Genomic DNA, 25,418 nt, shown 5'->3' with positions numbered 1-25,418 from the left:
GGTCGGACCACCGGTGGAGAGGCGGGCCCGGACGGTGATGCGCGGGTTGTGGGGGGGGGCGGCTACAGCTCGGGCGCGGGCCTGCTTCGTAGCCGTCACGTCTCCGCTCGCCGAAAGGCGTGAACCGGCCGCACGCCCCGGTCGCGAGGGCCGGCACCGGGGAGGCAGCCGGCACTTCGGAAGCTTGGGAGTCGGTGTCTCAAGGGGACGGCGAAGGTCGGTCAGTCCGTCAGGTCGAGGTGCGGTTCGAAGGCCCGCAGCAGGAGTGAGCGCATACGGTCCGGCCGCATCTCGGTAGAGCCTGCAAGGATCTGGATCGCCAGGCCGTCGACCATCGCGGTGAACCGGTCGGCGAGGGCCTCGACGTCCGCCTCCGGTGCCAGGCCCTCGGACCGGCACTCGTGCAGCAGGTCCACCACGACCCGGTACCAGCCCGAGTAGATCCGCCGCTGCGCGGGCCGCAATCCGGGCTCCAGCATCGCCTGGTTCCAGAACTGGAGCCACACCGACCACTCGTCGATGTCGTCGGCGGAGAGCGGGAGTTGGACCTCGATCAGGCGGCGCAGCTTGTCCCGCGCGGAAGTCGCCCGGTCGAACTCCTCGTCGAGCCGGGTGCGGAACCGCTGGGCGTAGTACTCGAGCGCGGCGTGCAGCGTGGCTTCCTTGCTGGGGAAGTGGTAGTGCACCGTCGCCGTGCTGGTCCCGCAGTAGCGGGCGATGTCCGAGACCCGCACGTTGTGATAGCCGCGGCGGGCGATGAGGACGGTCGCGGCCTCCAGGATCTGGTCCCGCCGTTCCTGTGCCGTCACCGGCTGCGCTCGGTCACGCCCGGTGTCGGGCGGGAGGACGGGCTCCGGGCCGGTTCCCTCGACCAGATACGCCGTGGACACCCCGCAGGCCTTTGCGATGGCCGCGATCTCCTCGTCGCGCAGTCGCCGGGTCCCACGCAGCGCCTTGGACAGGGCGGTCGGGTCCATGCCGATGCGGTGGGCGAGTTCACGCTGGGAGACGGCGGCCGCCCGGATCGCGGTCCGTACGCGTTCCGGCAGATCGTCGGCGGTCGCGGCTGGCCGCTCTTCGATGCTGGTCATAACCCGGTCAGTATGTCAGGCAAGGCGGTTCACCCCGGGTGGACGACGGCCGCCAAGGCGCTGATCACCTCGGCCGCGGCACGCTCGCCCGAGGAGATCGCCCCGTCGATGTAGCCGTTCCACACCGAGGCGGTCTCGGTCCCCGCCCAGTGCACGAGCCCGGCCGGCTCCCGCCATCCGTCCCTGCCGTGGCGTGTCCAGCCGCCCGGGGTCACGAAGCACTCGTAGCCTCCGATGGTCCAGCCGGTCCGCGGCCAGACCTTCTCGACGTAGTCGATCGGCGCTCCGGCCCTAGGTCCGGCCACCGCGGACAGCGCGGCCAGCACCCCTCGGCGGCGCTCGGTGTCGGTCCCGGCGGACCAGCGGTCGAGCCGATCGCCGTAGACGAAGGCCACGAGCACGCCACGCGAAGCGTCCTCCGGGGAGTTGTCGAAGACCACGCCGACCGGGCTGTCGCCGTAGAGCGTCGCGATGCCGGAGCGGCCCGCCGCGCGCCAGAAGGGTTCCTCGTACACGGCGTGCACCTTGGCGACCCGTCCCATCGGTGAGTGGCGCACCCAGCCGCGCCGGGCGACGGGCAGCACGGGGTCGAACGCGATCCGCCCGAGTGCCGCCGGCGGCACGGCGACCACGGCTCGCCGCGCGCGGACGACGGTGTGGCCGGTGTGCGCCTCGACGCCGTGTGCGGTCTGACGGAGGGACAGCACCGGTTCGCCGAGCCGGATCTTCCCGCCCAGCGACTGCGCGAGGGCGTGGGCCACCGCGTCCGCCCCGTCGGAGAAGCGGGCGTCCTGGGCGCAGCCGCGGGTCTCCATCAGCTGTTCGTAGCCGCCGCCCGAGGCCAGGTAGAACAGCACGTGGAAGAAGGAGATCTCGCGCGGTTCGGCGCACCACACGCCCTGGATCGCGAGCGCCAGTCGCTGGAGGGCGTCCACGTCGTCGGTCTGCGCGCGGAAGAAGTCCTCGGCCGACAGGGCGTCGAACTCAGCGAACTGCGCGGTGGACCAAGGCTGTTCGAGGTCGACGGTGCGGGCGAGGTCGTCGAGCAGGGCGGTGACGCGTTCGTACTCCTCGATGCCCGGTCCGGTGTCCGGTGCGCCGCCCGCATAGTCGACGCGGGTGCCGTCGGTGCGGATCTCGACGTGCCGGCCGGTCTCCCAGGTCGGGAACGTCCGGCAGCCGAAGCGGTCCGCCAGCGCGTGGAACCGTCGCTGGCTCGGCCCGATCCACTGTCCCCCGTGGTCGACGCGGACCCCGGACGGGCTCAGCTGGCTGAACACACGGCCGCCCACACGGTCGGCGGCCTCCAGTACGACGACGTCGATCTCGGCGTCGGCCAGCCGCCACGCGGTGGTGAGCCCCGCGTATCCGGCGCCCACGACCACGACCTCGGTGTTCACGGCAGAAGTTTCGAGTGGTGTCACGCCGGCCACCGTGCCGCAACACTGACTCATGAGTCAAGATGGTCCACAAAATTGCGATCGAGGCCTTGACAGCACCTCTCGCCACAGCCAGTCTGACTCGCCAATCAGTCATTGCGTTTTCTTGTCGGTACCCGTAGACCAATAGATCGGGAGTGGCAATGACCTCAGATTCGCAATTCCAACAGGACAAGGTGCCGGCACCCGCACAGGAGCTCCGCCCTACCGTCGAGACGATCGACGGCGAGTCCTCCGACAAAGGCCTGCGCTCCGGCGCGCTCTCCATGGCCACCAGCCTGATCCTCGCCGTGGCATCCGCGGCGCCCGCCTACAGCCTCACCGCGACGCTGGCCTTCGTCGTCGGATACGTCGGCTTCCAGGCCCCGGCCGTGGTGGTGCTCGCCTTCGTCCCGATCCTGTTCGTCTCCTTCGGCTACGCCGCGCTCAACCGGCGCGACCCGGACTGCGGCACGATCTTCACCTGGGCCACGCGCTCACTGAACCCGAGCCTCGGTTTCCTCGGCGGCTGGGCGATCATCGCGTCCTTCGTCCTCGTGATCGGCAGCCTCGCGCAGGTCGCCGGACAGTACGTGTTCCTGCTGTTCGGCGCGGAGAACATCGGTTCCGATCCGGCCGACTGGCGGGTGCTGCTGGCCGGGCTCGGCTGGCTCGCGCTGATGACCCTCGTCTGCTATCGCGGTATCGAGATCGCGGCGGCGGTCCAACGCGCTCTGCTGTTCCTTGAGTTCGGCATGCTCGTGGCCCTGTCCGTCGTCGCGCTCGTCAAGGTGTACGCCGGCACCGCGCCGACCGGGACCCGGCGGCCGAGCCTGTCCTGGCTCAACCCGTTCCAGGGCGCGTCCCTCAGTGCGTTCGTCAGCGCGCTGGTGCTGATGCTGTTCATCTACTGGGGCTGGGAGACCGCACTCACCGTCAACGAGGAGACCACCGACCGCCACCGCGTCCCCGGCCGCGCCGCGACCTGGTCCACGGTCCTGCTGGTGACGCTGTACCTCCTCGCCACGTTCGCCGCGATCTCCTTCGCCGGCATCGGCGACTCCGGGATCGGCCTCAACAACCCGGACAACTCCGGGGACGTCCTCTACGGCTTCGGCACCGCGGTGTTCGGGTCGAGCGGTTTCGGCTCGGTGCTGTGGCACCTGCTGATCCTCATGGTCCTCACCTCGGCCGCCGCCTCCACGGAAACGACCGTACTGACCCTGAGCCGCACGATGCTGTCGATGGGCGACCAGGGCGCGCTTCCCCGCGCACTGGCCCGGGTGCACCCGCGCTTCCGCATCCCGCACGTGGGCACGATCGCGGTCGGGGTCATCGGCGCGGTGGTGTACGTCGCGCTGAACTTCCTCGGCCACGGTCTCGTCCTCGGCGACGCGGTGTCCGCCTGCGGGGTACTGATCGCGTTCTACTACGGGCTCACCGGGCTCACCTCCGCCTGGGTGCACCGCACAGGGCCGCATGCCGGAGCGGCGAACCGTTGGCTGACCGTCGTCCTCCCCGCGATCGGCGGGGTCGTCCTGCTCGGCGCGGGCGCCTGGAGCCTGGTGCAGGCGTGGGATCCCATCAACAGCGGTACGAGCTGGACCCTCCCGTTCTCCTCGGGATCCCGCGTCGGCGGCACGTTCGTGATCGGCACCGGGACGATCCTGCTGGGACTCCTGGCCCTGCTGGTCTGCCGGCGCTTGTATCCCGCGTTCTTCGCACGCCGGCAGACCGCCGCGGCCCACACCTGAGTTAGAGCCCGCTGCCCGAACTTCCGCCGTCCGCCCGGGCATTCTTCACCCGGACCCCCCGAAACCGAGAGATCGTCCGTGTCCCTTCCCCAGGCCTTCGTCGACCCCTCGTCCATCGCCGTCGTCGGTGCCACCGAGGACCGCGCCAAATGGGGCTACTGGCTCGCCACCGGCGCCCTCGCGGGGGCCGACCGACGGCAAGTGTGGCTGGTCAACCGCCGTGCCGCGCAAGTGCTCGGGCAGCCCTGCCGACCGACGGTGGGCGACCTGCCGGGGACTCCCGACCTCGTCGCCGTATGCGTGCCCCCGGAGCACGTCCTCCCCGTCGTCCGCGACGCCCTCGCCAAGGGCTGCCGCGCGTTCCTCTCGATCACCGCGGGACTCGGCGCCGACGAGGCCGAACTCGCCGCACTGCTGCACGAGTCGGGCGCGCGGATGATCGGGCCGAACAGCCTCGGGCTGTTCAACGCCGCCACACAACTCCGGCTCGCCTGGGGGAACTTCACGCCCGGAAGCCTGGCGATCGTCTCGCAGAGCGGTCAGCTCGGCTCCGAGATCTCCGGCCTCGGCGCACGGGCCGGGCTGGGTGTGTCGCGCTTCTACTCAGTCGGCAACCAGCTCGACGTGGGAGCCGTCGACGTACTCGAATCGCTCGTCGGCGACGAGCACACGACCACAGTGGCCCTCTATCTGGAGAGCTTCGCCGACGGAGCGCGGATCGTCGCCGCCCTCCGAGCCCTCCGCCGCGCCGGCAAGCACGCACTCGTGCTCACCACCGGTGCCAGCGAGGGCAGCCGTCGGCTCGCGCGGTCCCACACCGGTTCGATGACCTCGGCGCTCGACGTCGTCGACGCGGCGTGCCGCGCCGCCGGAGCTCTCCGGATGGCGTCACCGCGCGAACTCGTCGACGCTGCAAAGGTGTTGGACGCGACGGAACCACCGGGCGGACGCCGGGTCGCGATCGTCAGCGACAGCGGCGGACAGGGCGGGATCGCCGCCGACCTCGCAACGGACCGCGGCCTCCGCGCCCCGGTCTTCACCGACCGGTTGCAGACCGGCCTGCGTGCCCTGCTCCCCGCCGCCGCGGCGGTGTCCAATCCGGTGGACCTCGCGGGCGCGGGGGAAGCGGATCTCCAGGTCTACGCCCAGGTCGTCGAGTTGGTGGCCGCCTCCGGCGAGGTCGACTCGATCGTCCTGTCTGGGTATCTGGGTTGCTACGGCGAGGACTCGCCGAGCCTCGTGGACGCCGAGTCCGCCGTGATCGACCGCCTCGGCGACCTGGGTCGCCGGCACCGCACGGACGCGGCGCCCGTACCCCTGATCGTGCACAGCATGAGCGCCGCCTCGCCCGCGGTCGCCCGGCTGCGGGAGCACCGCGTCCCGGTCTTCGACACCATCGACGCGGCCCTGGGCGCACTCGGCCACGTGACCCGGCTGGGCGGACGGCCCCGCCCGGCCCCGGTGATCGAGCCGGTCGAAGCGGCTGTCCCAACTCCCGGCTACTGGGCGGCCCGTACGTTCCTGACCACACTCGGCGTCGCGATGCCCGAGGCGCGACGGGTCGCCGACGCGGCCGGGTTCGCGGAGGCCTGCGCGTCGCTGCGACCGCCGCTGGTGCTCAAGGCCGGCTGGATCGAGCACAAGAGCGAACACCAGGCCGTCAGAACCGGGTTGGGCCCGGACACCGCCGCTGCCGTGTTCCGCGAGATGTACGAGCGCCTCGGACCGGGCGAGTACGTCGTCGAGGAGCAGGACACCCGGCCGGGCGTCGTCGAGATGCTGATCGGTGCCCGCCGGGACCGTGACTTCGGTCCGACCGTGGCCGTGGGCCATGGCGGAGTCCACGCCGAACTCTGGCGTGACGTGTCGCTGGAGCTGGCGCCGGTGGACCGGCGGACGGCGGCCGGGATGATCGACCGCCTGCGTTCGCGCCGACTGCTGGACGGCTGGCGGGGGCAGCCGGCGGTCGACATCGACGCGCTGATCGACGCGATCGTCGCCGTGTCCGAGGCGATCGCAGCCACCACCGGCGTGGCGGACATCGAGGTCAACCCGATCCGGGTCGGGCCCGGGGGCGCCCTGGCCGTGGACGCGCTCGTCGTCCCCCGTACCGCAGAAGTCGTAGCGCAAGACGTACCAGAGACAACCGGGGCGATCGGCCACCGGGAACCCACCGAGAAGCAGGAGACATCGCGTGAGCATGTCCACTGAACCCTGGCCGCTGACCGATGAGCAGCGGGCGATCGTCGAACTGTGCCGCGAGTTCGCCGCGAACGAGATCCGGCCGCGCGGACGCGAGGTCGACGAGCGTGACATCGAGTCGCCGTTGGACATCTTCCGGGCCGCGGCCAAGGTCGGCATCACCGACTTCATGCTGCCCGAGGAGTACGGCGGGGGCGGATTCACGGATGTCGTGACCCAGTGCCTCGTCCAGGAGCAGATGTGCTGGGGCGACCCGGGCATCGGCAACTTCGTCTGCTCCAACGGGTTCTTCGCCGATCCGCTGCTCGCGCTCGGCACCGAGGAGCAGAAGGCCGAGTGGCTGCGCCCGCTCGCCGGTCCGAACCCGCTCTACACCGCGCTGGCGACGACCGAACCGGAAGCGGGTTCCGACGCCGCGTCCATCGCCACCACGGCCGTCCGGGTCGAGGGCGGCTACGCGATCAGCGGGCAGAAGGTGTGGATCTCCAACGCGGGCCTCGCCGACCAGTACGTGGTCTTCGCCAAGACCGACCCCACCCGGGGCTCCTCCGGAGTCACCGCCTTCCTGCTGCGCAAGGGCGCCGAAGGGATGAGGTTCGGCGAGCCCATGCGCAAGATGGGCCAGCGCGCCATCGTCTGCCGCGAGATCTTCTTCGACGAGGTCTTCGTGCCCGAGTCCGACCGCCTCGGCGACGAGGGGCAGGGCTTCCGCGGTCTGATGCGGACGTTCGACATCTCACGCATCGTGCTGGCCGCCGCGGCGACCGGAGCGGCCCGCGCCGCGTACGAGTACGCGCTCAAGTACGCCCGGGAGCGCAAGCAGTTCGGCAAGCCGATCATCGAGCACCAGGCCGTCGCGTTCCGGCTGGCCGACATGGCGACCCGGATCGAGTCCGCGTGGCTGCTCACCCTGCACGCGGCACGCCGGATGGACGCCGGGGCGGATGCCACGAAGCTCGCGGCCATGGCCAAGCTCCAGGCCTCGGAGACCTCAATGGCCGTGACCTGGGGCGCAGTTCAGACCCTCGGCGGGTGGGGCTACTCGCGCGAGTTCCCGGTCGAGCAGTGGATGCGCGACGCCAAGCTGGAGGAGATCGAGGAGGGCACCTCGGACATCATGCGGCTGATCATCTCGCGACGCCTCTGACGCCCCTGACACCTGCGACGTCTCTGCCCCCGCAACAGGAGTGACATGCCCTTCCAGAACGAGTTCACGGAGATGTTCGGCGTCGAGCATCCCATCGTGTGCGGCGGAATGCTCGCGGTGGGCACCGCGGAGCTGATCGCGGCCGTCGCGAATGCCGGCGCGCTGGGGTTCCTGAGCGCGCTGACCCAACCCACCCCGGAGGCGCTCGCACGGGAGATCGCGCGCTGCCGTGAAATGACCGACAAGCCGTTCGGCGTCAATCTCACCATCCTGCCCACCATCGAGCCGGTGCCGTACGACGACTACCGGGCGGTCATCATCGACTCGGGTGTGAAGGTCGTGGAGACGGCGGGCAGCAACCCCGCGCCGCACCTGCCGGCGTTCAAGCAGGCCGGGATGAAGGTCGTGCACAAGGCTGTCGCCGTCCGGCACGCGCTGAAGGCCGAGGCACTGGGCGTCGACGCCGTCAGTATCGACGGGTTCGAGTGTGCCGGGCACCCCGGTCAGGACGACGTGCCCGGCCTCGTCCTGATCCCGGCCGCCGCCCGCAGACTGCGCATCCCGGTCATCGCGTCCGGCGGCTTCGCCACCGGTGCCGGTCTCGTCGCGGCGCTGGCACTCGGGGCGTGCGCGATCAACATGGGGACCCGCTTCGAGGCGACCGAGGAGGCGCCGATCCACCCGAACGTGAAGGCACAGATCGTCGCAAACGACGAGCGTGGCACCCAGATCGTGTTCCGGGAGTTCGGCAACACCGCACGAGTGGCGCGGAATTCGGTCTCCCAGGACATCGCCCGCCTCGGCGCGCACCCCGGGGCCGCCTTCTCCGACGTCGCCGAACTCGCCTCCGGGAAGCGCGGCAGGCAGCGGGTGCTGCGTGAGGGCGATATCGAGGGCGGGATGTGGTGGGCCGGTCAGGCCCAGGGACTCATCGACAGCGTGGAGAGCTGCGAGACGGTGGTCCGGACCATAGTGGCGGACGCCGAGAGCATCATCCGCGACCGCCTCCGGCGACAGCTCGTGCCGTCGGCCGACATGACCCCGGCCGCGGCCGGCTGACCGGTTCATACGTCGACCCCTGGCACACGAACGCCAATGCCGTGTGTGCGGGCCCATCGACCAGGCGTGCCAAGCCCGTTGCATCGCCGATCACATACCGTACTGACGCCCCGCCCCGCCCCGATCCGATCCACTTCGGAGGCCCTGTCCCGTGGCCCGCCTGTACGTCCGCTCCGGCATCGACCCCGACGCTCCGGAAGCGGCCTTCCCCATCCTCGTCGTCGATCCCGACGGCACCCCCGGCGAACGTGCCCTGGCCCGACTCGGGGGACACTGCTACGAAGGCGAGGGGTCGTTCCACCTCGTGCGGACCGACGGCTGGGCCGAACGGTCGCTCGACTCCGGGCGACTGGTCGTCCGCATCGCCGTCCACCCCGTGCCGCTCCAGCAGGCGGGAGTGGGCCTGGCCGGCTTCCCCGAACGGTCGACGATCGACCCGGACGCAGTGCTGCTTCTGTCTGCCCGGACGACCGCCGATCCGGCACGCTGCGCGCGCCTGGGCGAGCCGACCGCCGTGTTCACGGCGGGACCCGACGTCACGCTCGACCAGCTTCTCGCCGACGACGAGGAGTGGCCCATCATGCTGGCTCCCCCGCCGCCCTCGACCTGACAGCCTTCACGACTACGGCCCACCGACGCCGTCCGCAAGGGCCGTACGGAAGTTCAGGCGTGGGACCGCCGACCGTCGACCGACGTTTTCCGCGTCGTAGGTCGTCGGCGACAGGGCATGGTGATGCCGTGAGCGACGACGACACGACCGCACCGGCCCCGAACCCGACCTCCGAGGAGAACCGGCACGCCAGTTGGTTGGAACTGTTCTTCGACCTGGTCGCCGTGGCGGGTGTGGCGCAGATCGCGCACCTGCTGCACGGTGTCCCGGACGTCTCCGACCTGGGCCTGTACGCGCTGCTGTTCCTGGCCTTCTGGACTGCGTGGATCTGCTTCACCCTGTACGCGAACGTGGCCTACGAGAACACCCACGTCCGTACGGTGTTGGCCGCGATGTTCGGTATGGCCGTCATGGCAGCGGCGGTACCGGGGGTGCACGAGGGGGACGACCAGCACGCGCGGGTGTTCGCTCTCGCCTACATCCTGATCCGGGCTCTGGCGAGCCGGGCCTGGCAGCACCGTCGGCAGATCCTTGTTGACTGGCCGGCCGCCCAGATGTCGCTCGGCGTGATCCCGTGGACCGTCTCCCTCTGGGCGCACGATCCGTTGCGCCATTGGCTCTGGGCTCTCGGTATCGCGCTCGATCTGTACGTCACGTTCGCGGTCTCCGCGCGCGACCTCGTCGAGCACCAGGAGGCCCGGGAACGCCGCGGCGATCGGCCCGCTCGGCGCGGCTCCGCAGGGAGCACGTCGTTCGCGCGGTCGCAGACGGAGCACCTGAGCGAGCGGCTCGGTCTCTTCGTCCTCATCGTGCTGGGTGAGGGCGTCGCCCAGGTAGTCGCAGCCACGTCCGACGCGGAGTGGGACAAGCAGCTGTACGCGCTCGCCGTCGCGGCGTTCTTCCTGCTGGCCACGTTGTGGGCGTTGTCCTTCGGACACGGTTATGCCGGGGTGCCGCATCTGGCGGCAGGTGTGCTGCCAGCCCGCGCGGCACTCCCCCTGCACTGTTTCGTGTCCGGCTGCCTCGCCGCGCTGGCCGCCGCGCTGGGAGCCGCGGCCGAGCACCTGGAGACGCTGCCGGACGCCACCCGATGGCTGCTCTGTTCGTCCCTGGCCGGGTACTTCCTGCTGAGCGGAATTGCCTGGCTGGGCCGAGCCGGCCGGGAACGGCGATGGCTGCTGTGCGTGGCCCTCCCCTGCTGCGTACTGCCCCTGCTGCTGGCGGCGTTCGGCGCGCATGTCCGCACCGTGACCGTGGTCTGGCTGCTCGTCCTCATCGCACTCTGGCCGATCCTCTACGAACGACGGTCATCGCTTGGGCGCCTCTCCGCGCGGAAACGGCGTGACCGCTGATCGGCCGATACCATCGCACAGCCGCCCAGGCAGGCCTCCACAGACAAGCCACTCGGTCGGGTGACCGCCGACGGCATCATCACTGCTCACCGGACCGAAAAGAGCCGTTTCCGGGCTTCGTGGCCAGTTCCCTCCTATCGTGGAACGACACAGTGACCCTCGGCATCGAACGGGCAGGCCATGCAGGATCCGGAGATCGACTACGCGGCGGTCTTCCGCGCCCTGCCCGGCATGGTGGCGCTGCTCACCCCCGAGCTGGTCTACATCGATGCCAACGAAGACTTCGAACGCCTCTCGGGACGTAAACGCGAGGAACTGGTCGGCAGGTACATCTTCGACGTCTTCCCCGAGAACCCCAAGGACCCGGCGGCCGCCGGCATGCGCGAGACCCGGGAGTCGATGCAGCGCGCGGCGACCACCGGCGAGCGCGACACCATGGCCCTGCTCCGCTACGACATCGAGGACCCCCAGGGGTCCGGCCGGTGGGTGGAGCACTTCTGGAGCCCGGTCAACGCGCCCGTGCGCGGCGCGGACGGCAAGGTGCTGCTGATCGTCCACCGGGTGGAGGAGGTCACCGAGTTCGTCCGGGCCTTCGGCGGCCGGGCCGACGACAGGCGGGCCCGGGTACTGGAAGCCGAGTTGTACACCCGGGCACGTGAGTTGCAGGAGGTCAACGAGCGGCTGCGCAGGGCCCACGCCCATGAGCGCGAGGTGGCCCTGACCCTGCAGGCGGCGATGCTGCCCCCGCCACGGCCGGTCGGCCACCACCGGGCGGCCGTCCGCTACCAGCCCGCCGTGGGCACCCTGAACGTCTGCGGCGACTGGTACGACCTGGTCGACCTGCCCGACGGCGGTATGGCGGTCGCCGTCGGTGACGTCGTCGGGCACGGTCTGCCGGCCGCCTGCGTCATGGGTCAACTGCGCAGCGCCCTGAGCGCGGCCTGCCGGGTCGCCGACGGGCCGGGCGCCGCCCTCGAGGCCCTCGGCCTGTACGCCCGTTTCGTCGAGGGCGCCGAGTCGGCCACCGCGGTGACGACGTTCGTCGACTGGGAGGACCACACCATCACCTACAGCTGCGCGGGCCATCCTCCCCCGGCCCTCCTCGACCCCGACGGCACGGTGACCTTCCTCGACCAGGCCACCGAACCGCCCCTGGGCGCCAGGCCCGAGCATGTCGTCCGGTCGCAGACGAGTGTCCCCTTCGCCGAGGGCGCCACCCTCGTGCTGTACACCGACGGACTGATCGAGCGTCGCACGGAGGACATCGACCGTGGTCTGGCCCGCCTCGCCGACTCCCTCGCCCACCACCGGCACGCGGAACCCGAGGCCCTGGCCGACGCCCTGCTCGCCGACCTGCTCCCCGCCGAGGGCAACACCGACGACACGGCTCTGATCGTCCTGCGACTGTGACGGCAGCTTCGCCCTTCGCCGGCATGACGAACTCTCCAGCCGGCGTGAACCCGTAGCCCCGCACACCACCCGGCAGCCCCGCTCGCGCACCGGTCCACCGTGTCGTTCAGGTTGGGGATCGGGTGCGTCGGCGTCGGCCAGCGCGCTGCTGCGGGGCGGAGTCGGCGACGCGGGAAACGAACGGTCTTCGCACGGCCGGGTGCCCAGGGTCGCTGATGTTCCGCAGCCGGTTCGCCGATCGGACCGGGAGTGTGGCCGGTCGGCCGACGCGGTGCGGCGGAGGTGCGCCTAGCGTCGTTCGGACCAGGCCACCGCGCTTCGAGGGGAATGTTCGATGGACCAGCGAGGGACGACCGGAACACACGACGACACCACGGCCGTGGTCGGAGCGACCACGGAGTTCGAGCCGGACGTCATGGACCTGCTCGTGGAGACACTGCGCCGTGCGGTCAGGAGCGAGGTGCCGGTCGTGGGGACGGACACCCTGCTGGGCGCGCTCGTGATGGGGGACACGGACGCCGGTGCGGCGATCGCCCCGGGGATGCGGAAGGCCGGTGCGCTCAGCGGCGTGATCTCCGGCCGTGCGGGCCGCGGTTGGGTGAGCGACGACGAGGTGCAGGGTGTGCCGGTCGCGGCCGGCGTGGAAGCCGATGGGGCGGAGGTCGATGCCGCCTGGCGTGAGGCGCGGTGGCGTTTCGGACTCGGTGCGCGCGGATCGGCTTCGGAGAGCGGTCCGGTGCCGCCCGGGATGACCGGGGCGATGCGCGGGTGCCTGCTGCTCGCGCTCGGGTCGGCCCGCGCCGAGGGGACCGTCTCGGTGCGCTGCCGGCATGTGGCGCGTGCGCTGCTGGGCCTGCCGGACAGCAGGGCACGGGAAGCCCTTGCGCTGCGGGGGCTGGATCCGGCCACCGCGGCAACCGTGCTCGACGGACTGGACGCGGGCGCCCCGGCGCAGACCGAGGGACCGGAATCCCGCGGTGTCACCCTTCTTCGCCGGGCCGGAACGCTGGGCAGGAGCGGTAACCGCCTGACGCGCGCGATGACTTCGTGGACCTCCGGGGCCGCCGTGAACGGCTCGCCGGTTCTGTTCGCGGTGAACGTCGAGGCCGTGCGGCAGGCGGTACGGTGCGGGCGCACGGCAGCGGAGCCGGTGGATCTCCTGCTGGGGATACTGGCCCTGGACCGGGCACTGTCCGTCGCCGGACACTCGCTTCCCGGGAGTCTGTCGGACGCCAACGCTGCTCCAACTCTGCTGCGCCGCCACGGCGTACGGCAGGTTTCCCTGGTCTCTTCGGCTTCGACGATCGCGTCCGCCGTCGTTCCCGGCGGCGCCGGTGTGCGGCTCTCCACTGCCGCCGACCGGACCTTGGCCCTCGCACGGCTGTCCGCCGCCGAGCACGGTGCGTCCACGGTCGGTACGGTGCACCTGTTGTCCGCGCTGCTCGACGAGTCGGCGACGGAGGCGGACGCCGGGGCCGACCGCGTGGTCGCACGGCTGCTGGCCGCCGGCCAGGTGGACGTGCCGGCGTTGCGGGCGGAGCTGAGTCTCCGGCTGGGCGCATGACACCGGGGGCCCGCCGTGCGGCGACCGCCGCCGCGGCAGCTACCGTTCCGCCCGGGAGATCCATGGTGGCGGGGCAGGGGTGATGATGAGTCAGGTACCCGAGGAGACCCGGGTGTTGGGCCCGTCCGTACGGCTGGGACGCACACTGACGGGTGCGCTCGGGCGGGTGCGCAACGAGGCGGTGGAGAGCTGGGCGGCGGTGCGGGCCGCCGAGCGCCGTACTGTCGTCGTCGAGGCGCTGGCCTGTGCCCTGGCGGCAGCCTTCTGCCTGCTGCCGCTGCTGTCGGCGCCCCCGGAGCGGCCGGTGTCGGCGGTGCTGGAGGGGATATGGGCGGCGCTGCTCGTCCCGGCTCGGCGCGTGCGGCCGGTGGCCACGGTCCTCTGTACCTCTTTGCTGCTCGTGGGTCACAACGTATGGACACTGGCGGTGGTGCCGCTGGTCGTGCTGTCCGCCACCCGTCGCATCGCACCGTCGCGGCGGGCGTGGCAGGTCGCCGGGGTGGCCTGCGCCGCCGTCGGTGTCCTGACCGTCGCCCGTGCCCTGGTCCGCTCCGAACCCCTGCTGTCGGAACTGGCGGGCAACGCCCTCTCCGCGGTGCTGCTTCTGCTGCTGCCCACCCTGGCCGGGACCCTGCTGGGGCGGCGGCGGCCCCTGGTCGGCCTGCTGCGGGAACGCAACGCCTTTCTGGAACAGACCCGCACGCTGACCGCCGCGGCTGCCCGTGCCGAGGAGCGGACCCGGATCGCGGGAGAGATGCACGATCTCCTGGGCCACCGGCTGAGCCTGATCTCCCTGCACGCCGGGGCGCTGGAACTCGCCGCCGCGCGGAAGGCACCCGCCCTCGTCCAACAGGCCGAGCTGCTGCGCACGACCGCCGGTACGGCCATGGGGGAACTCCGCGACATCCTCGGCGTCCTGCGGCACGTGGACATCACGGATCCGACGGGCAGGACCGGGGACGAGAGGGGAACGCGTGCGGACATCACCACTCTGGTGACGGAATCCCGGCAGACGGGCAGCACGGTCGAGCTGGACTGGTCCGTTCCCGACACGGCCGAGGTGGACCTCCGTACGCGTCAGGCGATCCACCGGGTGATCCGCGAAGGGCTGACGAACGTACTGAAACACGCATCCGGTGCGCCCACCAAGGTGGAGGTCAAAGACACGGGCGAGGGGATCGAGGTGTCCGTCACCAACACGGCGGCGCGCGCGGCGGACCAGTCCCTGGAGGGGAGCCGCAGCGGGCTGGCCGGCTGCCAGGAACGGATCTCGCTCCTCGGCGGCACCTTCGAAGCGGGCGTCCTGACGAACGGCGGCTTCCGCATGGCAGCTTGGCTGCCCACCCACGGAAAGCCCCTCGAACCCGCCGCGTTTGACGGCGCCTTCACCGAAACCCCTCCCGACCCGGCCCGTCCTCCCTCCGGCGGCATCGGGCAGGAAGGGGCCTCTGCCCCGCTGCCGGACGAGATCCTGACCTGGCCGCGAGTCCTGGGATCGGGGTGTGTGGCGCTGCTCGTGGTCCTGCCGACGGTGGGCTTCCTCGTCGTACAGCTAACGACGGCAGCCCTACGATGAGCCGATGATCCGAGTCCTGATCGCCGACGACGAGGCACTGATGCGCGCGGGAATCCGGCTGATCCTGGAGAACGCAGAGGACATCGAGGTGGTCGCCGAGGCGGGCGACGGCCGGGAAGCCGCCGCGGCATGCCGCACCCAGGACATCGACGTCGCCCTCCTCGACATCCAGATGCCCACCCGGGACGGAATCGGCGCCGCCGAGGACATCACGCGGCTCTCGCCCCGCACCAGTGTCGTCATGCTGACCGCGTTCGGCGAGGAAGCGAGCGTCACGCGTGCCCTGCGCGCCGGTGCGAGCGGTTTCCTCCTCAAGGACACCGGTCCCATCGAGCTGATCCGAGCGGTGCAACTCGCCGCCAGGGGTGAACCCGTCCTCGCGCCCAGGATCACCCGGCAGCTGCTGGAACGGCACGTACGGTCCGGCCGCGACACCGAAGCCGCCCTGCGCAGGACCGACGAACTGACCCCGGCCGAACGGGATGTCCTGCGGCTGCTCGGCACCGGCCTGTCCAACGCGGAGATCGCCGATCAGCTGTATCTGAGCGCCGGCACGGTCAAGGCACACATCAGCCGGATCCTCACTCGAACCGGCTGCGCCAACCGCGTACAGGCCGCCGTCCTCGCCCACGACGCCGGACTGCTCACCGACCGTTGAGCCTCGCCCTCCGCCCTCCTCGTCTCGCGGCTCACGCCCATGTGCGCGCGCAACTGGGTCACGTCCGCGGGAGTGGTGTGAGCCGTAGAGATGACGGACGAATCCATTCCGCATCGTCGATCATGACTGGATTTCGCCACTTGACTGGCACATGCCATGACTGTGACCGTTCTCAATGTCTTGCATCCGGACTTGCGTTCCGCATTCCGGACTCCATCCCAGCCGGGAGGTCCGATGGAAATACAGGTCACTACCGAGTCCGACAGCGATCTCGGTGAACTGACCGTGATCGAGATGGACGAACTGCACGTCGGCGGATCCCCGACCGCCTACAGCTACGTCGCGAAGAACGCCGACCGCCCCTCCGGGACGCCGGCGAGCTGACGCTCTCCCCACTCACTTCGGGAAGGGGCTCACCGTGTGCACGGACGGGTCCGTCCCGGGCACCTGTGAGCCCCTGCACTCTCCGCGTCGCAACCGGGTCGTTCCGCCCTCCGCGTCGTAACGGATCGCTCTCTCCGAACCAGGCCTCGCCTCGACACGCGCGAACGGTCACCCCATCATCCGGAGCAGGACGGAACGCATGGACCTGCTGTTGCTCTTTCCGCCGCTCGCGGAAGCCACCCTGTTCCCCTACCTGAGCCTGCCCTATCTCACCGGTCACGTCCGGCGCGCCGGCTACAGCGCCGATCAGACCGATCTGAATCTCGAACTCGTCCATCGCCTGCTCGACCGCCCGACGCTGGAGCACCGGGCGGGCGCCCTGCGAACGGCCTCCAGTCTGCCCACCTGGTTCCGGGCAGCCGCGGCCGACGTGTGCGCGCAACACTTGGACGAGATCAAGGACTTCGTACGGGAGAAGGTCCCCTCCCCCGGGCTCGGACCGGTGCGCGCGGTGCGGCTGGCACGGCAGGCCGCCCGGCTCCCCCTCGAAAACTCCCCCCTGTCACAGGTCTGGGACGACCTGCCGTCGCTGGATGATGCCGTGCTCCGCCTGGCCGAACTGCCGCGGGATTCCCTGGACTTCGCGACCCGGACGCTCCACGACCTCCTGGAGGAAACACTCGACCGCTCCGCGCCGCGCGTGGTCGGTCTGTCCCTGGCCTTCTTCAGCCAGGTGCCGCCGGCACTGCTCATCGCCCGGTGGATACGACGTCTTCGGCCCGGTACCCGCGTCTGCCTGGGCGGCCCGCAGGTCATGCTGCGGCACGATGACCTCGCAGCCCTGGAATCGGTCCGCTCCAGCGTGGAGGCGCTGTGCACCACTGCGGGGGAAGAGCCTCTGGAGCGGTGGCTGGCTCACCTCGCGGGTACCGCGCCGCGCTCCGACGTACCGGGAATGCGCTGGCTCACCCCGTCCGGCGCCACGAGCCCCGCCCGACCGCCCGCGCTGCACTTCAGGGATCTCGGCGCTCCGGACTACGACGGCCTGAAGATACGTTCCTACCTCAACGACATCGTTGTCGTCTCGGTGGTGTCCTGCGTGGGCTGCTACTGGGGGCGCTGCGTCTTTTGTTCCTACGGCAACCGCTCCCTCGAACGCGGCGCCTACCAGCAGGCCTCGCCCGAGCAGTTGGCGAGCACGATCCGGTCCGTCGTGACGCGCACGGGCATCGATTTCGTCACCGTCGTGGACGAGAACACGAATCTGCGGCTGCTCGTCCAAGCCCTGCGCCTGCTGCGCGAGGACGGCCCGCGCATCCGCTTCAACACGCGCAACCGGCTCGAACCGGTCCTCCTGGACACCGACTTCTGCCGGGAGCTCGCGGACCTGGGCTGCGAGGGCATGGCCATCGGCTACGAAGGAACATCACAGCGCGTCCTGGACAGACTCGACAAGGGCGTGCGCGCAGCCGACTTCCAGACCATCCTCGACAACCTCGCGGCGGTCGACATACGGGTCAACTTCTCGGTGATGGGAGGGCTGCTGGACGAAACGGCTCAGGAAGCCGCCGAGTCACTTGGCTTCCTCGAACGCAACAGGGACAGGTTCTCCATCGACGTCCTGGAGCTCCTGGTCGTCGAACCCGGTACCCGTCTCGCCGCCCACCCCGAGCGGCACGGCGTGGTCCTCGGGGATTCCGCTTCGCTGGCGGACAACCGAGAACTCAACTACCTGGGCGGCAGAGTCGGCCGACCGCATGCGGTCCCCGGCGGAGCCGGGCGGGCGGAGGCACTGCGACGGCTGAGAAGAATGCGCCACCCGGCATCCGCTCCCCGCCCCCGGAGAATCCCGTCTCCCGCCACGGAACCGGGCCCACCGCCCGGACCCGACGTCCTGTTCCCGCACTCGTGGACACGGGTCGTTCCCCAACGTCTCAGCCCGGACCCCGGTTCCCTTCTCCTGGCCGACCTCGTCCGGGAACAGATCTACTCCCTGCCCGACGACCACGTGGTGTGCGGCCCCGAACCGGGGGATCCGCTCATCGCCCTGAGTCCGCGGGGAAGGCATCTGCTCGACAAGCTCCGCGTCGTGGAAGCCGGCTCCGTCAGCCGGGAACCGACATCGGCCCACCGTGAGCCCCGCTGAAGGAGCCCTGAGTGCACATCACGCTCATCAACATGCCCTGGGCGTCGATCGACTTCCCCTCCCTCGCCCTCGGCATCCTCAAGCGCCGCGTCACGGACGAGTTCCCGGCCGACCGGATCGACGTCGTCCACGCCAACCTCGACTATCTGGACTGGATCACCGAGCGCGTCGGACTGACCCGGGCGGAGTACGAGTTCTGCTGGAGTTCGTACTTCACCGGGTACAGCGAGTGGATCTTCTCGTCGGCTCTCTACGACGACCCGCACTGGCGCGACTCCGAGTTCGCCGATCTGGTCCTCGACACCGTGCCCGAGGAGATGCTCGCCAAGGGCAGGGCGCTGCACGCTCTGGCACCCGAGTACGTGGCCGACCTGGTCGGCAGGGTCCTCGCCGACCGGCCGGACGTCGTCGCGTTCTCGACGACCTTCGCCCAGAACAGCGCGGTGCTGGCCGCGGCACGGCTGGTGAAGCGCCTCGCCCCGCACGTCACGGTGGTGCTCGGCGGCGGGAACTGCGACGGGCCCCAAGGGGCCGCGCTGCACAGGGGATTCCCCTTCGTCGACTTCGTCTGCCGCGGTGAGGGCGAGGTCGCCTTCCCCCAACTCCTGGCCTGCGTCCGGGACTCGGCGGACCCCTCCGGCATCCCCGGCCTGTGCTGGCGCGACGCGCAGGGAATGTCGCACGCCAACCCGATGAGCGCGGCCCCGCTGCCACAGTCGGCGCTGGTCGTGCCCGACTACACGGACTACTTCGAGCAGCACGCGGCAGCACGGGCCGGCTCCCTGGCCGAGCCCCACTTGGTGGTCGAGAGCTCGCGCGGCTGCTGGTGGGGGCAGAAGCACCACTGCACCTTCTGCGGTCTCAACGGCTCCTTCATGGAGTTCCGCAGCAAGAGTCCCGACCGGTTCGTGGACGAACTGATCGAGATGACCGCACGCCACCGCGTACTCAATGTGGCCGTGGCGGACAACATCCTCGACATGACGTATCTGAGGTCGGCCGTCCCGAGGCTCATCGAGGCGGGGTACGACCTGCGCATCAGCTACGAGATCAAGTCCAACATGCGCCGCGAACAGCTCGCCTCCCTGATCGAGGCCGGCATCCACTACGTGCAGCCCGGCATCGAGAGTCTCAGCACCCGGGTACTGGGGTTGATGGACAAGGGGGTGACCGGCTGCCAGAACGTCCGCATGCTGCGCGACGCCCAGTCGGTCGGTCTGGGAGTCGTGTGGAACTACCTGTTCGGCTTCCCCGGCGAGACGGAGGAGGACTACGACTCCGTGATCCGCCAACTCCCCGCACTCCAGCACCTCGCGCCGCCGAGCGATGTCACCCGCATCGCCATCGAACGCTTCAGCCCCTACTTCAACCGGCCGGAACTGGGTTTCGGCGACCTCCGGCCTGCGGCGCACTACGCGGTGATCTACGACCTTCCGGAAGGGGACCTCCATGACATGGCGTACCTCTTCGACGCCGCGCACCAGGGGATCACGGCAGCCTGCGCCGAACGTCTCCACAAGGCGGTGGACACCTGGCGCGGCTCACACGCCCACGGCCGGCTGACCCAGTGCGACCTGGGGGACAACGTCGTCCTCACCAACACCCGGCCCGGCTTCGAGTGGCGCAGCATGCGTGTCGAGGGCTGGGAGCTGTCCGCCCTCCGTCTGCTGGAGCACCCGCGCACACCCGGCGTACTCAGCACGAAGCTGCGCGCGCAGGGCCACGCCGTCACCGACGAGGACGTGTCACGGCTCATCGCCCACTGGCACGCCCACGGACTGCTGTTCGAGGACGACGGACTGATCGTCCACGTCGTACCCGTGGCCGCCAACCAGGATCTGATGCGCTGGGTCACCTCAGCGAACACCCCCGCTCTGGTGCCCGCGTTGTTGAGCGACGACACGCCCCGGGAGACGCCCGGGGATGCGTCAGCACTTCGGTGCTGGCGCGAACGGGACGCGGAGACCTGCGAAAGGAGCGGCATGCGGCTCGGCGACGTGCCGTACGAGAAGGTGCCCGCGCGCACCCTGGCACGACTGACCGAGCTGGGCGCCCGGCATGTCGCCCTCCCCGCACCCGTGCTCCTGCCGCACGGCCACGGTGACGACGCGCGGCAGGCGGTCCAGGCCCTCACGCACGTAAGGGATCTGACGGGGCACGGCATATCGGTCGACTGGGAGGTCGACCTCGGCCCGGACACCGAGCGATGGCACCTGTTCAGCCATCTCCATCCCCCGCGCACCGTGGCCGGCCCGGGGGGAGACGCCATCGTCGAGCAATGGCGTGCCGCGTTCCACATGAACAAGTGCGGCTACCGCAGGGGCAGGGGATTCGTTGAGATCAACGACCATCGGCACGGGACACAACGGCGCATCGTCATGGCCGATCCGAACGAGGGGAAGCTCTCCGCACTCCTCGCCGGCGCACCCGCCGACGACTTCCGGCCGCAGGAGATCGACCCGTTCCTGAAGGCGGGTCTCGTTCACCGCGCGGGTTCCCTCCTGTGGTGGATGCCCTCGCGCATCCTTCGTTGGCCGGCGGTGGTGTGAGGCAGCTGGGACGAACACGCCGCGGAGACCGGCCGCACCGGCAGGGCAGCGGTCGAACCGACAGCGGAGGGCAGTTGTCCATGGATGACGCACAGGCAATGTCACCGGTGCGGTCCCTCACCGCACGGGAGTGGGACCACACCTACGCCTCGTTGCCCGCCCACTGGGACGAGGAGCCCCACCCCGTGCTGGGCGAACTCCTGGCGGCGTACGCCCCGCCTCCGCAACGGGTGCTGGAGGTGGGGTGCGGCCTCGGCACCACCGCGCGGTGGCTCGCCGATCAGGCCTACACCGTGACGGCCTGCGACTTCTCCGCGCGGGCCGTCGCCGAGGCACGCCGCCGCACCGCCCCGAAGACGGCGGTCCGCTACGAGGTCGCCGACATCACCGGGCCGGGCCGGCCGGATGTCTTCCCGGTGGTCCTGGACCGCGGCGTTCTGCACACCTGCCCGACCGATCGCGAGCGCCGCGCGTTCGCGGCCGGGATGGCCCGCGTGTGCGGTCCCGGCGGTCTGTGGCTGCACGTCGGCGCCGCCGCCCTTGCCCCGGAGTCAGCCCTCGACCAGACGAACGGCCCCTCGTGGACGACCGAGGAGACCTTCCTGCGCGCGGTGTCCCCTTGGTTCACGGTCGTCCACCAGCGCATCGCCGACTTCGGCCGCCGGGCGGGCATCACCGACTGGCCGGCCCGGTACGCCGTACTGCGCCGACAGTCCGTAGTCACTGACGAGTGAGCCGGCGCCGTACAACGCGAGTGACCCGGCCGATGCCGCCGCGCTATTGCGTACGCGAATTCCCTCAAGGAATTCCCCGGATCGGTTTCAAGGAGGGATATATCGCTCCGCAGCGATTTGCGAGAAGGACGCAAATTGGGCGCGACGGGAGAATTCCGCAACCGTTTTGCATGGTGCGCGAGATCAAGCCAATTCCTACCAGCCGCCTCCCTCCTTGACGAGCCCGGACCCGTAACACACGGGCCTGATCAAGAGATATACGCGCCATTCTGGCGCAATTTCGCTTGCCATGCTCTGGACAGTAAGTGACGGCAAGGTGTTCGATCTTGCCGCCCGCCCAGAGCATGCCGCGCCCGCGGAAGCCAAGCGCGGTACACGCGATTTGCAAGGAGTCAGCCTTGCTCCATTGCACCAGACCTTTCGCCGGATTCTGCGCGATTGCCGCAGCGGCAGCCCTTGCCCTCTTTCCTTCCTCTTCGCCAGCGGCACCAGCCACCGTGACAACCGGTCCGGCCGATCAGGCGGCCCCCTGCGAGATAACCCTGCCCGGCGGCACGAAGGCCGTCGTGACCGAGTCCGGCGGGCGGGAGACCGCCAGGCCCGCCGACGCGAGCGCCGCGGCGGTGGTCGGCGTCAACGCCGGCGGGCATCAACTGCTGCTGCCCGCACGTGCGATGGCCTCGCTGACCAGCGGCGCCGTCGATCCGTCCGCGTACGACACAACCGCACTCGCCGAGAGCCAGTGCGGGCTGGCAGCGCCCGCCGGGCCGACAGCCGCCGCCTCCGACGCGAGCTACCGGCTCGGTCGGCTGACCATCAACACCCTGGGCGACGACGGGAGTCCTGCCACCCAAGTCGTCCTGCTCACCAACCTGGACCACCAGACCGTGGCCCGGCCCTTCGTCGTCACCTTTGGCGGCACCGCCAGGATGGCCGTGCCCGAGGGCCATTACGCGGCCATGATCTTCCGCTTCGAGAGCGCGACCAGCTACCGCTTCGTGATCGATCCGAACTTCACCGTCGGCGACGGCACCGCCATCACCCTCGACCTGCGCACCGCGACGGTCACCGCACGGCCCCCGACGACCCCGCGCCCGTCGGTACTGGAGTCGTCGAGCGTGGGCATCGCTGCGGGCGACGGCGCCGGGACCACGGCGAGCTCCGGCGACTGGTTCGACCTCTTCAACCTCAGCTCCACCCCGGTGACCTACGCCTTCAACCCCTCCCGGCCGACCCGACACGGGCATCTGGCGATCAACCCGGCCTACGAGTTCACCTCACCGGCCGACGCGGCGAGCCCGTACCAGTACCACGTCGTCGAGCCGTTCGACCATGTCCCGGCCGCCTTCCCCACCACCGTGGACCCGGCCTCGCTCGCCACGGTCACCCGCACCTACGCGACCCCGGGCACCGACCGCCAGGTGCTCAGCGCCAACACCGCCGCCGCCCGCTGGGACGGTGGGAGCGGGCTGTTCGGGCTGCACGGGCTCAGCCAGGTGACCCTGGGCACCAGCCGGACCGAGTACTTCACCGGGGGCCGGGACCTGTTGTGGCTCACCATCCTCGACGGCACCACGCCCGGCTACGACGAGACCACGACCTCGCCCCGCACCTACACCCCCGGCGCCCACACCACGGAGAACTTCTTCTCCGGCGCACAGCACCCCGGCGTACGGCTGGGCAGCGCGGGCACCGCCGTGGTCTGCGCGGCCTGCTCGGCCACGGGCCAACTCCAGTTCAACATCTACCCGTTCAACGACAACACGCCGGGCTCCTCGGCCGGTCTGGACACGGTGCCCGCCGGCCAGTCCGATTCCAGCTCCCTCCAGCTGCTCCGTAACGGCACCCGCATCGCCACCGCCGACTCCGGGCCGCTGCTCACCACGGTCACGGTCCCCGGCGGCCGGGCCCGCTACCAGCTCGTCGAGAACGTCGACCGCGCGATCACCACGCTCCCGCTGTCCCCCTCCTCCCGGACCACCTGGACCTTCACCGCCGACCCGGGCCACGGCAAGCCCGTCCCCGCCAACTGGAGCTGCGTGGACGGCAGTAGCAGCTGCTCACCGCTGCCCCTGCTCTTCGCGTACTACGACACCGACAGCTCCCCCACCAACTCCCTGACCGCGGGACCGCACACGCTCCACCTGGACGTGGACCACCAGGAGCGGTCCGTCGCGCCCGCCGTCAACGGGGCAGCCGTGTCGCTCTCCTACGACGACGGCGCCACCTGGATCCCGGCCGCGACGTCCGGCGGCAACGGCCGCTTCAGCGCCCGTTTCACAGCCCCGGCCACCGGCGGGGACGGCTACGTCGCGATACGGGTCTCCGCCTGGGACGGCGCGGGCAACCGGATCGACCAGACGGTGACGCGCGCCTACCAGGAGCAGGAGACCTCACAGTGACCAGACCCCTCTACCGGCGGGTGCTCGCCGCCGCACTCCTCCTCGGCGCCGCGGTCGCCGTACCCGCGTCGGCAGCCACCCCGTCCGAGACCACAGCCACCTCAACCACCCCTACCACGACCGCAGTTGACGTCTGCGGCACCGCGAGACCCGGATACGCCCGCTGCCTGTCGCGGCTGCGTCCCGGCGCCGCGCACAAGAAGGCCGCCACGGCCACCCCGGACGGCGCGGCGTCACTGCCCGCCGGCTACGGCCCGGCCGACCTCCAGTCGGCGTACGGACTCGGCCCTGCGATCGCCGCCGGCGGCGGTACGGGCATGACGGTGGCCGTCGTCGACGCCTACGACGACCCGACCGCGGAGGCGGACCTCGCCGTCTACCGCTCGACGTACGGGCTGCCGCCCTGCACCACCGCCAACGGCTGCTTCACCAAGACCAACCAGTCGGGCGCGGCCTCCCCGCTCCCTGTGGCCAACGGCTCCTGGGCGGTCGAGACCAGCCTGGACCTCCAGGCCGCGTCCGCCGCCTGCCCGGCGTGCCACATCACGCTGGTCGAGGGCGACAGCGCGTCCCTGCCCGCCCTCGCGGCGGCCGAGAACACCGCCGTAGCGCTCGGCGCGAACGCGGTCTCCAACAGCTACTCCGCCGCCGAGAACTCCACCACCTCCACCTACGCCTCCGCCTACGACCACCCCGGCGTCGCCATCACCGCCTCGAGCGGCGACTCCGGCTACCAACTCGCCGCCCCCTTCCCGGCCGACCTCCCGACGGTGACCGCCGTGGGCGGCACCACCCTCACCCCTGCGACCTCCACCGCACGCGGCTGGTCCGAGACGGCATGGGCGCTCAACGCCAAGGGCTCCGCGGCCGGTTCGGCCTGCTCCGCCTGGTTCGACAAGCCGTCCTGGCAGCACGACACCGCCTGCCCCGGGCGTACCGTCGCGGACGTCTCGGCCGACGCGGACCCGGCCACCGGCTATGCCGTCTACGACACGACTCCCAACCCGTACGGCATCACGCCGGGCTGGTTCATCGTCGGCGGCACCAGCGCCTCGTCCCCGTTCATCGCGGGCGTCTACGCGCTGGCCGGCAACACCGGCCAGATCGACGACGCCTCCCGTCTCTACGCCCGCCGCCGGCACCTGCACGACATCTCCGGCGGCAGCGTCTCCACCAAAGGCGAGAACCAGGACTGCCCGACCACCAGCTACCTCTGCACCGCCCTGTCCGGCTACGACGCCCCGACAGGCCTCGGCTCCCCGAACGGCACGGCCGGGTTCTGACCGACACCCGTGACCGCGGCGCCCCGCGGAAACAGCAGGGGCCGTTCTCACTTCTGCCGAGAACGGCCCCTGGCCCGCG

General features: G+C 70.7%; 18 protein-coding genes. 16 read left to right on the top strand and 2 right to left on the bottom strand.

The features are described from left to right. Positions 1-221 precede the first annotated feature (221 nt). Together OO70_RS06510 and OO70_RS06505 are read right to left on the bottom strand one after the other, a co-directional pair. A complete protein-coding gene (locus OO70_RS06510) occupies positions 222-1,091 on the bottom strand; it encodes a TetR/AcrR family transcriptional regulator (RefSeq protein WP_051740748.1) in 870 nt (289 codons plus the stop codon). A 29-nt stretch (positions 1,092-1,120) separates the two neighbouring features. Next, positions 1,121-2,515: a flavin monoamine oxidase family protein gene (locus OO70_RS06505; RefSeq protein WP_234336758.1), complete on the bottom strand. Its 1,395-nt coding sequence runs from the start codon at positions 2,513-2,515 to the stop codon at positions 1,121-1,123. Positions 2,516-2,673: 158 nt separating this feature from the next. On the opposite strand from OO70_RS06505, the gene OO70_RS06500 reads away from it, so the two are divergent. The 16 genes from OO70_RS06500 to OO70_RS06430 all read left to right on the top strand — a co-directional run bounded on the left by OO70_RS06500 (position 2,674) and on the right by OO70_RS06430 (position 25,339). Next, positions 2,674-4,263, top strand: a complete 1,590-nt coding sequence (locus tag OO70_RS06500; protein ID WP_234336756.1) for an APC family permease — start codon at positions 2,674-2,676, stop codon at positions 4,261-4,263. Between the two features lie 78 nt (positions 4,264-4,341). Then, entirely contained in the window at positions 4,342-6,474 is a 2,133-nt protein-coding gene (locus OO70_RS06495; RefSeq protein WP_043665095.1) for an acetate--CoA ligase family protein, read from the top strand. Beyond that, a complete protein-coding gene (locus OO70_RS06490) occupies positions 6,464-7,612 on the top strand; it encodes an acyl-CoA dehydrogenase family protein (RefSeq protein WP_043665093.1) in 1,149 nt (382 codons plus the stop codon). Before OO70_RS06495 ends, OO70_RS06490 begins: the two co-directional genes overlap by 11 nt. 45 nt (positions 7,613-7,657) lie before the next feature. After that, complete coding sequence (locus tag OO70_RS06485) at positions 7,658-8,671, top strand: NAD(P)H-dependent flavin oxidoreductase (RefSeq protein ID WP_043665091.1); 1,014 nt, start codon at positions 7,658-7,660, stop codon at positions 8,669-8,671. A 151-nt stretch (positions 8,672-8,822) separates the two neighbouring features. Then, positions 8,823-9,281 (top strand): hypothetical protein, encoded by a 459-nt coding sequence (locus tag OO70_RS06480; protein WP_043665089.1) that lies wholly within the window; start codon positions 8,823-8,825, stop codon positions 9,279-9,281. 128 nt (positions 9,282-9,409) lie between these two features. Beyond that, a complete protein-coding gene (locus OO70_RS06475; protein ID WP_051740745.1) occupies positions 9,410-10,633 on the top strand; it encodes a low temperature requirement protein A in 1,224 nt (407 codons plus the stop codon). Between the two features lie 180 nt (positions 10,634-10,813). Then, positions 10,814-12,043: a PP2C family protein-serine/threonine phosphatase gene (locus OO70_RS06470; protein ID WP_043665087.1), complete on the top strand. Its 1,230-nt coding sequence runs from the start codon at positions 10,814-10,816 to the stop codon at positions 12,041-12,043. A gap of 334 nt (positions 12,044-12,377) precedes the next feature. Continuing rightward, on the top strand, positions 12,378-13,607 hold the full coding sequence (locus tag OO70_RS06465) for a Clp protease N-terminal domain-containing protein (RefSeq protein WP_043665085.1): 1,230 nt from the start codon (positions 12,378-12,380) through the stop codon (positions 13,605-13,607). An 85-nt stretch (positions 13,608-13,692) separates the two neighbouring features. Continuing rightward, entirely contained in the window at positions 13,693-15,183 is a 1,491-nt protein-coding gene (locus tag OO70_RS06460; protein WP_078651287.1) for a sensor histidine kinase, read from the top strand. Between the two features lie 4 nt (positions 15,184-15,187). Continuing rightward, entirely contained in the window at positions 15,188-15,841 is a 654-nt protein-coding gene (locus OO70_RS06455; RefSeq protein ID WP_043665083.1) for a response regulator, read from the top strand. Positions 15,842-16,075: 234 nt separating this feature from the next. Next, on the top strand, positions 16,076-16,225 hold the full coding sequence (locus OO70_RS54430) for a hypothetical protein (RefSeq protein WP_158711415.1): 150 nt from the start codon (positions 16,076-16,078) through the stop codon (positions 16,223-16,225). Between the two features lie 199 nt (positions 16,226-16,424). Continuing rightward, a complete protein-coding gene (locus OO70_RS06450; RefSeq protein WP_043665081.1) occupies positions 16,425-18,371 on the top strand; it encodes a B12-binding domain-containing radical SAM protein in 1,947 nt (648 codons plus the stop codon). An 11-nt stretch (positions 18,372-18,382) separates the two neighbouring features. Further along, on the top strand, positions 18,383-20,920 hold the full coding sequence (locus OO70_RS06445) for a RiPP maturation radical SAM C-methyltransferase (protein WP_063749680.1): 2,538 nt from the start codon (positions 18,383-18,385) through the stop codon (positions 20,918-20,920). 80 nt (positions 20,921-21,000) lie between these two features. After that, a complete protein-coding gene (locus tag OO70_RS51125) occupies positions 21,001-21,654 on the top strand; it encodes a class I SAM-dependent methyltransferase (RefSeq protein ID WP_078651266.1) in 654 nt (217 codons plus the stop codon). A 497-nt stretch (positions 21,655-22,151) separates the two neighbouring features. Continuing rightward, a complete protein-coding gene (locus OO70_RS06435) occupies positions 22,152-24,056 on the top strand; it encodes a hypothetical protein (RefSeq protein ID WP_158711414.1) in 1,905 nt (634 codons plus the stop codon). Then, positions 24,053-25,339 carry a S53 family peptidase gene (locus tag OO70_RS06430; protein ID WP_043665077.1) on the top strand — a complete coding sequence of 429 codons (1,287 nt, stop codon included), beginning with the start codon at positions 24,053-24,055 and terminating at the stop codon, positions 25,337-25,339. The genes OO70_RS06435 and OO70_RS06430 overlap by 4 nt, the downstream gene beginning before the upstream one ends. The last annotated feature ends 79 nt before the right edge of the window (positions 25,340-25,418 follow it).

Origin of the sequence: Streptomyces xylophagus (genome assembly GCF_000716435.1) — a bacterium.
Lineage (GTDB): Bacteria > Actinomycetota > Actinomycetes > Streptomycetales > Streptomycetaceae > Streptomyces > Streptomyces xylophagus.
Note: the sequence above shows the minus strand (reverse complement) of the source record. Positions and strands in the feature narration are given on the sequence as shown.

Bases quoted from the DNA above. Each gene is read 5' to 3' on its own strand.
- OO70_RS06510 (WP_051740748.1), bottom strand. From the start codon at position 1,091: ATGACCAGCATCGAAGAGCGGCCAGCCGCGACCGCCGACGATCTGCCG.
- OO70_RS06500 (WP_234336756.1), top strand. From the start codon at position 2,674: ATGACCTCAGATTCGCAATTCCAACAGGACAAGGTGCCGGCACCCGCA.
- OO70_RS06490 (WP_043665093.1), top strand. From the start codon at position 6,464: ATGTCCACTGAACCCTGGCCGCTGACCGATGAGCAGCGGGCGATCGTC.
- OO70_RS06485 (WP_043665091.1), top strand. From the start codon at position 7,658: ATGCCCTTCCAGAACGAGTTCACGGAGATGTTCGGCGTCGAGCATCCC.
- OO70_RS06470 (WP_043665087.1), top strand. From the start codon at position 10,814: ATGCAGGATCCGGAGATCGACTACGCGGCGGTCTTCCGCGCCCTGCCC.
- OO70_RS06465 (WP_043665085.1), top strand. From the start codon at position 12,378: ATGGACCAGCGAGGGACGACCGGAACACACGACGACACCACGGCCGTG.
- OO70_RS06460 (WP_078651287.1), top strand. From the start codon at position 13,693: ATGAGTCAGGTACCCGAGGAGACCCGGGTGTTGGGCCCGTCCGTACGG.
- OO70_RS06455 (WP_043665083.1), top strand. From the start codon at position 15,188: ATGATCCGAGTCCTGATCGCCGACGACGAGGCACTGATGCGCGCGGGA.
- OO70_RS54430 (WP_158711415.1), top strand. From the start codon at position 16,076: ATGGAAATACAGGTCACTACCGAGTCCGACAGCGATCTCGGTGAACTG.
- OO70_RS06450 (WP_043665081.1), top strand. From the start codon at position 16,425: ATGGACCTGCTGTTGCTCTTTCCGCCGCTCGCGGAAGCCACCCTGTTC.
- OO70_RS51125 (WP_078651266.1), top strand. From the start codon at position 21,001: ATGGATGACGCACAGGCAATGTCACCGGTGCGGTCCCTCACCGCACGG.